Origin of the sequence: Streptomyces spiramenti (assembly GCF_012034385.1) — a bacterium.
GTDB lineage: Bacteria > Actinomycetota > Actinomycetes > Streptomycetales > Streptomycetaceae > Streptomyces > Streptomyces spiramenti.
The window spans coordinates 1-8,032 of record NZ_JAAVJB010000227.1 but is presented as its reverse complement, the minus strand read 5'-3'; the positions used below and the strand labels follow the sequence as shown (position 1 = coordinate 8,032).

The 8,032-nt window shown below is 78.0% G+C and carries 5 protein-coding genes and 1 pseudogene; 5 read left to right on the top strand and 1 reads right to left on the bottom strand.

From position 1 onward, the window contains the following. The 4 genes and pseudogenes from HCJ92_RS25440 to HCJ92_RS20065 form a co-directional block, all read left to right on the top strand. A pseudogene (locus tag HCJ92_RS25440) lies at positions 1-240 on the top strand (hypothetical protein); the annotation flags it as partial. A gap of 5 nt (positions 241-245) precedes the next feature. Then, positions 246-2,186: a DNA polymerase Y family protein gene (locus tag HCJ92_RS25140; protein ID WP_245241030.1), complete on the top strand. Its 1,941-nt coding sequence runs from the start codon at positions 246-248 to the stop codon at positions 2,184-2,186. Beyond that, the gene (locus tag HCJ92_RS20070; protein ID WP_167935018.1) at positions 2,179-5,523 is read left to right on the top strand and encodes an error-prone DNA polymerase; all 3,345 of its coding nucleotides are present in this window, start codon (positions 2,179-2,181) and stop codon (positions 5,521-5,523) included. The genes HCJ92_RS25140 and HCJ92_RS20070 overlap by 8 nt, the downstream gene beginning before the upstream one ends. A 160-nt stretch (positions 5,524-5,683) precedes the next feature. Beyond that, positions 5,684-5,962, top strand: coding sequence for a DUF2087 domain-containing protein (locus HCJ92_RS20065; RefSeq protein ID WP_167935019.1), 279 nt, complete (start codon positions 5,684-5,686; stop codon positions 5,960-5,962). A gap of 112 nt (positions 5,963-6,074) precedes the next feature. On the opposite strand, the gene HCJ92_RS20060 is transcribed toward HCJ92_RS20065, so the two are convergent. Continuing rightward, positions 6,075-6,788: an RNA polymerase sigma factor gene (locus tag HCJ92_RS20060; RefSeq protein WP_167935017.1), complete on the bottom strand. Its 714-nt coding sequence runs from the start codon at positions 6,786-6,788 to the stop codon at positions 6,075-6,077. Positions 6,789-7,108: 320 nt separating this feature from the next. Between HCJ92_RS20060 and HCJ92_RS20055 the strand changes: the two genes are divergently transcribed. Then, positions 7,109-7,939, top strand: coding sequence for a DUF4397 domain-containing protein (locus HCJ92_RS20055; RefSeq protein ID WP_167935016.1), 831 nt, complete (start codon positions 7,109-7,111; stop codon positions 7,937-7,939). The last annotated feature ends 93 nt before the right edge of the window (positions 7,940-8,032 follow it).

Here is an 8,032-nt window from a genome sequence, read left to right as displayed (position 1 = left end):
GGGCTGCTGCGGGGGCGGCGGGCGAGGGTCGCCGTCGCGGGCCGCGGCGCCGCCGACCGCCCCCGCCACGCCGAGCTGTGGCTGCCCGGCCCGGACGGGACCGTCTCCGCCGTGGACCCCGCCGTCGTACCCGCTGCGGTCGACCCCGCCACCGGTTCCCCCGCCCCCGCTGCGCCGGTCGACCCCCGTCCGGCCGGTCCCCGTCCCGCCCCCGCCGTGCCGCTGCGGGCGGTGGGGTGAAGGCGATGGACCGGGTCCTCTGCGTCTGGGTGCCCGACTGGCCGGTCCGGGTGGCCGGTGCCGCCCCGGACGCGCCGCTGGCGGTGATGGCCGGCGGGCTGGTCCTCGCCTGCTCCCCGGCAGCCCGCGCCGCGGGTGTACGACGCGGTATGCGACTGCGCCCCGCCCGTGCCCGCTGCCCGGAGCTGCGCGCGGTCGAGCGCGACGTCGAGGAGGAGGTCCGCGGCTTCGAGCCGCTGGTGCGCGCGCTGGAGGAGGCGGTCATGCCCCGCCTGGAGGTGGTCCGCCCGGGACTGCTGGCCGCTCCCGTCCGGGGACCGGCCCGCTACTGGGGCGGCGAGCCGCAGCTGGCCGAGCGGGTCACCACCGTCCTGCGCGAGCTGGGCCACCCCGCCCGCGCCGGGGCCGGCGACACCGTCTTCACCGCCGCGCTCGCCGCCCGGCGGGGCGAACTGGTGCCGCCCGGGGAGAGCGCGGCCTTCCTCGCGCCCTACCCGGTGGGAGTGCTGGGCCGTCCCCGCCTCACCGAGCTGCTGCACCGACTCGGGATCACCACGCTGGGCACGTTCGCCGCCCTCCCCGCCGACAGGGTCGCCTCCCGCTTCGGTGCCGAGGGCGTCGCCGCCCACCGCACCGCCCGGGGGATGGAGGCCCGGCCCGTCTCCTCCCGCACCGGGACGGCGGACCACTCCGCCACCCACGTCTTCGAACCGGCTACCCCCCTGCTGGAACCGGTGGTGTTCGCCGCCAAGGCCGCGGCCGAGCTGCTGCACCAGCGGCTCACCTCGGCCGGGGTGGTGTGCGCTCGGCTGGAGGCGGAGGTCGAACTCGGCGACGGCCGCCGCCTGGCCCGCGTCTTCCGCCACGAGGGGCGGCTCTCGGCGGCGGCGGTCGCCGAGCGGGTGCGCGGGGTGCTGCGCGCCTGGGAGACGGACGGCACCCTCGCCACCGGCGGCGCCCCCACCGGCCCGGGCGGCACCGCGCCGCTGCCCGGCTTCGCCCCCGAGCCGTCACCCGGTCGCGCCACGGGGCCGGACGGCACGGCCGGCGGCGTCGCCGGGGCGAGTGCCGCCGGGGGCGCCTTCACCACTTCCGGGGTCGGTCCCGGTCCTGCCACCGTGCACTGGCCCGCCCCCGGCGCCGGGGCGCCCCCCGTACCGGGCACGCCCCCCGGTACCTCCGGTACTTCTGGTACTCCCGGCGTCGGGTCGCCGCCCACGCTGCGCGCAGCCGCCGGCGCCTCTGACGGACCCGGCGCCACCAGTACTCCCCGTACTCCCCGTACTTCCGGCGTGTCCGCCCCGACCCCGCCGTGGATCGCCCGGCCCGCCGCCCGCCCCGACGGGGGCGCCGACGGCGCCGGGACCGGGTCGGCGCACGACCCCGGCGTGGTGCGGCTGACGCTGCGCCCGGAGGGCATCAGCCCCGCCACCGGCCGCCAGGCCGCGCTCTTCGGCCGCGAACCCACGCCCGAGGAGGTCGAGCGCGCGGCGGCCCGGGTGCAGGCGCTGCTCGGCCACCGTGCCGTGACCCGCGTGGAGCTGGGCGGCGGCCGGGGCCCCGGCGACCGGGTGCGCCACGTCCCCTACGGCGACGCCGCCCCGCACCGCCTCCCGTCCGGCCCCTGGCCCGGACGGCTCCCCGCCCCGCACCCCGCGTCGGTCTACCCCGCACCCCTGTCCGTACGGCTCACCGACGCCGCCGGGCGGAACGTGGCGGTCTCCGCCCGCGCGGAGCTCTCCGGCCCGCCGGCCCGGCTCGCCGTCGCCGGGCACCGGGCCGCCCGGGTCGCCGGGTGGGCGGGCCCGTGGCCGGTGCTGGAGGAGTGGTGGGACAGCGTCCACGCACGCCGCATGGCCCGCCTCCAGGTCGTCACCGCCGACGGCCGCGCCTGGCTGCTGGCGGTCGAGCGGGGGCAGTGGTGGGCGGAGGCCGGCTATGGGTGACCGCCACCGCTCCGGGCACGTCCCACGGCACGGCCCGGGGACCGTGGTGGCGCTGCCCGTGCCGCCCCACTCCGATGCCCGCTGGGTGGAACTGCACGCGCACTCCTCCTTCAGCTTCCTCCGGGGCGCCTCCTCCCCGCCCGAACTGGTGCTGGAGGCTGCCAGGTTGGGGATCGACACCCTGGCGGTCACCGACCGGGACGGGCTGTACGGCGCCCGGCGCCTCTCCGAGTCGGCGGCGGCGACCGGTGTCGCCACCGTCCACGGCGCCGAACTCACCCTCGACCCCGGCGCCCTCGTCCCCGGCGCCCTCGACCCCGGCGCCCCCTCCGATGCCCACCGCCCCGACACTCGCCGCTCCGCCGCCCCCGGGAGCGGGGACGACACGGCAGGGCTGGGCAACCCCGTCGTCCTCGCCCGCGACCTGGAGGGGTTCCGCCGGCTCTCCGCCGCGATCAGCGCCGCGCAACTCGCCGGCGCCAAGGGCGCGCCCCGCTACGACCTCGCCGCTCTCGCCGAGGCCGCGCGCGGCGGTCACTGGGCGGTCCTCACCGGCTGCCCGCCGCCCGCGACGGACGACCCCCACGGGGCCGCCGACCCCGCCCGGCACCTGGCGCGGCTCGCCGAGGTCTTCGGCGCGGACCACGTCCACGCCGAGCTGGTGGACCGCCGGATGCCCGGCGACAGCATCCGCAACGACGCCGTCGCCCGCGCGGCGGTCCGCGCCGGGACACCCGTCGTCGCCACCGGCGCCGTGCACTACGCGGCCCCCCGCCACGCCCGGCTGGCCCAGGCCCTGGCCGCGCTCCGCCGCAGCCAGGAACTCCACGACGCGGCCGGCCACCTGCCGCCCGCCCCCACCGCCCACCTGCGGTCGCCGGAGGAGATGCGCCGGGCGCTGGCCCGCCGCCCCGGCGTCCTGGAGACCACCCTCGCCCTCGGCGACGCCTGCGCGCTGGACCTCACCGCGCTCCGCCCCGAACTGCCCGGGTTCCCCGCCCCGGCCGGTCACGACGAGGACTCCTGGCTGCGCCACCGCGCCGAGACCGCCTGCGCCGAGCGGTACGGCCACCGCGGCGACCCCGGAGCCCGGCCGGCCTGGCAGCGACTGGACCACGAACTGGAGGTCATCACCCAACTGCGGATGGCCGGCTACTTCCTCATCGTGGACGACATCGTCGGCTTCGCCCGCGAGGCCGGCATCTGGTGCCAGGGGCGCGGCTCCGCCGCCTCCTCGGTGATCTGCTACGTGCTCGGCATCACCGCCGTGGACCCGGTGCGGCACGGGCTGCTCTTCGCCCGCTTCCTCAGCACCGAGAAGGCCGGGCCGCCCGACATCGACCTCGACTTCGAGCACGCCCGCCGCGAGGAGGTCATCCAGTACGTCTACCGCCGCTACGGCCGCACCCACGCCGCGCAGGTCGCCAACGTCATCACCTACCGCCCCCGGCTCGCCGTACGCGACGCGGCCCGCGCGCTCGGCCACCCGCCCGACCGCATCGAGGAGATGACCCGCCACATCCACCACCACGAGCCGCCGCCCGCCGACGCGCCCGTCCCCGGCGACGTCCGCGCCCTGGCCGCCGAACTCCACCGGCTGCCGCGCCACCTGGGCGTCCACTCCGGCGGCATGGTCCTCACCCGCGGCCCGGTCGGCGAGATCATGCCCGTGGAGTGGGCCACCGCCGAGGGGCGGTCCGTCCTCCAGGGCGACAAGGACGACGTGGAGGCCGCCGGGCTGGTCAAGATCGACCTGCTGGGACTGGGCATGCTCTCCGCGCTCCACACCGCCTGCGACCTGGTCGACCGCCACCACGGCCGCCGACTCGACCTCGCCTCGATCCCGCCGGAGGACCCCGCGGTCTACGAGATGCTCGGCCGCGCCGACACCGTCGGCGTCTTCCAGGTCGAGTCCCGGGCACAGATGTCCACCCTGCCCCGGCTGCGCCCGAGGAACTTCAACGACCTGGTCGTCGCGGTCTCCCTGATCCGCCCCGGCCCCATCCAGGGCGGCTCCGTCCACCCCTACCTGCGGCGGCGCTCCGGCGCGGAGCCCGTCCGCTACCCGCACCCGCTGGCCGAGTCCGCCCTGCGGCGCTCGCTCGGCATCGCACTGTGGCAGGAGCAGGCGATGCGGCTGGCGATCGACTGCGCGGGGTTCTCCGCGGGGCAGGCCGACCGGCTGCGGAAGGCGCTGGCGGCCAAGCACTCCACCGAGCGGGTCGCCGAACTGCGGACCGCCCTGCTGACGGGGATGGCCCGCCGCGGCATCGACCGGGCGGCGGCCGAGGAGATCACCGGCATGATCGAGGCGTTCTCCCACTACGGTTTCCCCGAGTCCCACGCGCAGTCCATGGCCCATCTGGTGTACGCCAGTGCCTGGATCAAGTGCCACTACCCCGGGGCGCTGCTCGCCGCGATCATGTCGCACCTGCCGATGGGCTTCTACTCCCAACTCACCCTCGTCGGCGACGCGCGGCGGCGCGGAGTGGAGGTGCGCGGGGTGGACGTCCACGCCTCCGGCGCCGTCACCACCCTGGAGTCCGGCCCCGGTACCCCGGGCGGCCCCGACGGGCCGCCCGCGATCCGGCTCGGGCTGGCGACCGTCCGCGGACTGGGCACCGAACAGGCCGAACGCCTCGTGGCGGCACGCCCGTTCAGCGGTGTGGACGACCTCGCGGCACGCACCCGGCTGCCCGCCCGCGTCCTGGAGAACCTCGCCACTGCCGGCGCCCTCGGCTGCCTCGGCAGCGGACGCCGGGAGGCGATGTGGCACGCCGGCGCCGTGGCCCACCGCGGGCAGGACCCGCTGCCGGGGACCACCGCGCCCCCGCCCGCCCCCGACCTGCCGGAGATGACGGCCACCGAACGGACCTACGCCGACCTGTGGGCGACGGGTGCCTCCGCCGGACCCCACCCGGTGGAGTACCTGCGCGACCACCTGAACGCGCGCGGCGCCGCGACCGCCGCGGAGGTGCGCGGCCTCGCCGACCGCAGCCCCGTCCTGCTCGGCGGGCTCGTCACCCACCGGCAGCGGCCACCGACCGCCAAGGGCACCTGCTTCCTCAACATCGAGGACGAGAGCGGCATGACCAACGTCATCGTCTCCCCGCCGGTCTGGCAGCGGTACCAGCGGATCGCACTGGACCACCCCGGCCTGGTCGTCCACGGCACGGTGGAACGCGACCGCGGCGCCGTGAACGTCGTCGCCCACCGCATCGAACCGCTGCGGCTGGACACCCCCGCCCGCCGCACCTCCCCCCGGACCGACCCGCCGCACCGCGTCGGCCCCCACGCGGTGGACCGCGAAGCACGTCCCGGGCGGCCCGGGGCGTGACCGGGGCGCGGCCAGCCCGCGGCGACCGGTGCCTCCGGGGCCCGTGCCCGAAATCCGGTTGCCGTGTGCCCGCCCGCGCGGCAGGGTCGGCGGCGTGTCCGACTCCTCGCCCTCCCCGCAGCCAGGGTCGGGACCCGCCTCGCCGGTCCCCGCCTCCGACATCACGCGGCTCTTCGTCAGCGGCCGTCTCGTCGCGATCCCGCGACGGGCCGCCCGGCGGGAACAGCTGCTGGAGCATCTCGCCCGAACCCTCTTCGAGCCGGGCCGCAGCTACACCGAGCCCGAGGTCAACGAGGCGTTGTGCGCCGTCCACGAGGACTTCTCCGCGCTGCGGCGCCACCTGGTCGAGTCCGGGCGGCTGACCCGTACCCGGGACGGCGGCAGCTACCGGCGTGCCGCGTCCCCCGCCGCCCCGACCGGACCCACCGACACGGAGTGACCGGCCCTCCCGGGCCGGTCGGCCGCCCGGTCGTGTCCGGCCTCCCGGCGCGTCGGGGCCCACGGGAGGCCCGGGTGCCACGGGTGCCACGGGTGCCACGGGCCGGTCGGCGTCACGGGCGCGTCGGCTCCAGCAGCTCGCGCAGCGTCCGCAGCCCCCGCCTGGTGTGGCTCTTCACCGTGCCCAACGGCAGCCCGGTCCGCTCCGCGATCTCCGCCTGCGTCAGGTCCCGGTAGAAGGCCAGCCCGAGCACCTCCAGCTGCACCGGCGGGAGTCGCCGCAGCTCCCGCACGACCAGCACGCGGTCCAGCACCTGCTCCGGACCGGGGACGTCACCCGCCCCGGGGAGCCCCCCGAACGACGGCGGGCCCGCCGCGGCCACCAGCTCGGCGCGCCGCGCCCGCTCGGCCAGCGCGTCCGCGATGACGTGCCGGGCGATCCCCACCAGCCAGGCGGCCAGCACACCCCGGTCCGCCCGGTAGCGGTGCCTGCCCGACCAGGCGGCCAGGAAGACCTGCTGGGCCACGTCCTCCGCCTCGCGTTCGTCGCCCAGGGCCCGCCGCGCCAGCGCGAGCACCAGCGCTCCCCACCGCCGGTAGACCGCCGCGACCGCCTCCTCGTCACCCGCGAGGAACGCGCCGACCTGCACTTCGCCGACCTGCGTCTCGCCGGGTGCCGCCTCCGGGGCCGGGGCGTCCGTGGCCGCCGCGTCGGGTGTCACCGCGTCGGGGGAGGAGCCGGCCGGGGCCGGGACGGCCCTCTCCGGGGCCGCCTTCTCCGGGGCGCCGACGACGGGGTCGCTCGTGGGTGCTGCGGGATCGGCCATGGCCGGACCTCCTGGGCCGCCGGGGCGGTGGACGCGGGGTTCGCCGTCCGGGACGACGGGCGGTACGTCGGTGCGGGAGCGCCCGGGGCGCCGGGGCCGCACGCCCACCCTGCGGGAGCTGCCGGGGGGCGGCAATTCCCACCGACCGGCCCGCACCGGGGCGGGCGCTGGTCCGAACGGGCGGACCCGGTGGCCTTCGTCGCAGGTCAGGGCGGTGGTCAGTGAGGGACGGCCGTCCGGGTGCATCCGAGCGGGTGGCGGCGGGGGAAGTGGGGGCGAGGTTCCGCAGCGTGCGGAACCGGACGAAGGGACGTCAGACGATGAGCTTCCGCATACCCACCGCCATCGCCGCCTCGCTCGGCCTCGGGGCCATGGCCCTGGGTGCCGCCGGCCCCGCGGTCGCCCTGCCGCACGCCGACACCGCCGACCAGGCCCTGGTCTCCGTCTTCCACGGCGTGCCCGACCTGCCGGTCGACGTCTACGCCAACGGCGAGGAACTGCTCCCCGACTTCCAGCCCGGCACCGTGACCGACCCGGTCGCTCTGGACCCGGGCAGCTACGACATCACGGTCTTCCCCGCGGGCGAGGACCCGACCGGCGAGCCCACGCTGCAGAGCACCGTGGAGGTCGGCGCCGGCGACAACGCCACCGTCGCCGCCCACCTGTCGGCCGACGGCACGCCCGAGCTGGACGCGTACGTCAACGACACCTCCGAGGTCGCGGCGGGCAAGGCACGGCTGACGGTGCGCCACGACGCCGCCGCGCCGGCGGTCGACGTCCGGGCGGGCGGCCAGGTCGTCCTCTCCGACCTCACCAACCCCGGCGAGGCCACCACCGAGGTGGACGCGGGGACCGTCTCCGCCGACGTCACCCTCGCGGGCACGGACACCGTCGCCATCGGCCCCGCCGACCTCGATCTCGCCGAGGGCGCGCTCACCGTCGTCTACGCCTGGGGCAGCGCCGAGGACGACAACCTCGCGCTGGCGGTCCAGACGCTCGACGCGGACCACGGCACCCCCGGCCACGTCGCCGCGGGCGGCAGCGGCGCCGCCGTCAACTCCCCGGACGCGTGGCTCGCCTGGAGTGCGGCCGGACTGGCGGGCGCCGCCACCGCGTTCCTGATCGCCCGGCGGAACCGGCAGGACGCCTGAGGTGACCCCGTGCACGGCCTCCGGCGCACGCCGTCGGCGCCCGTTCGCTCGCGGCCCCCGCTCCCTGCTCGCGCAGGGGGCGGGGGCCGCCGC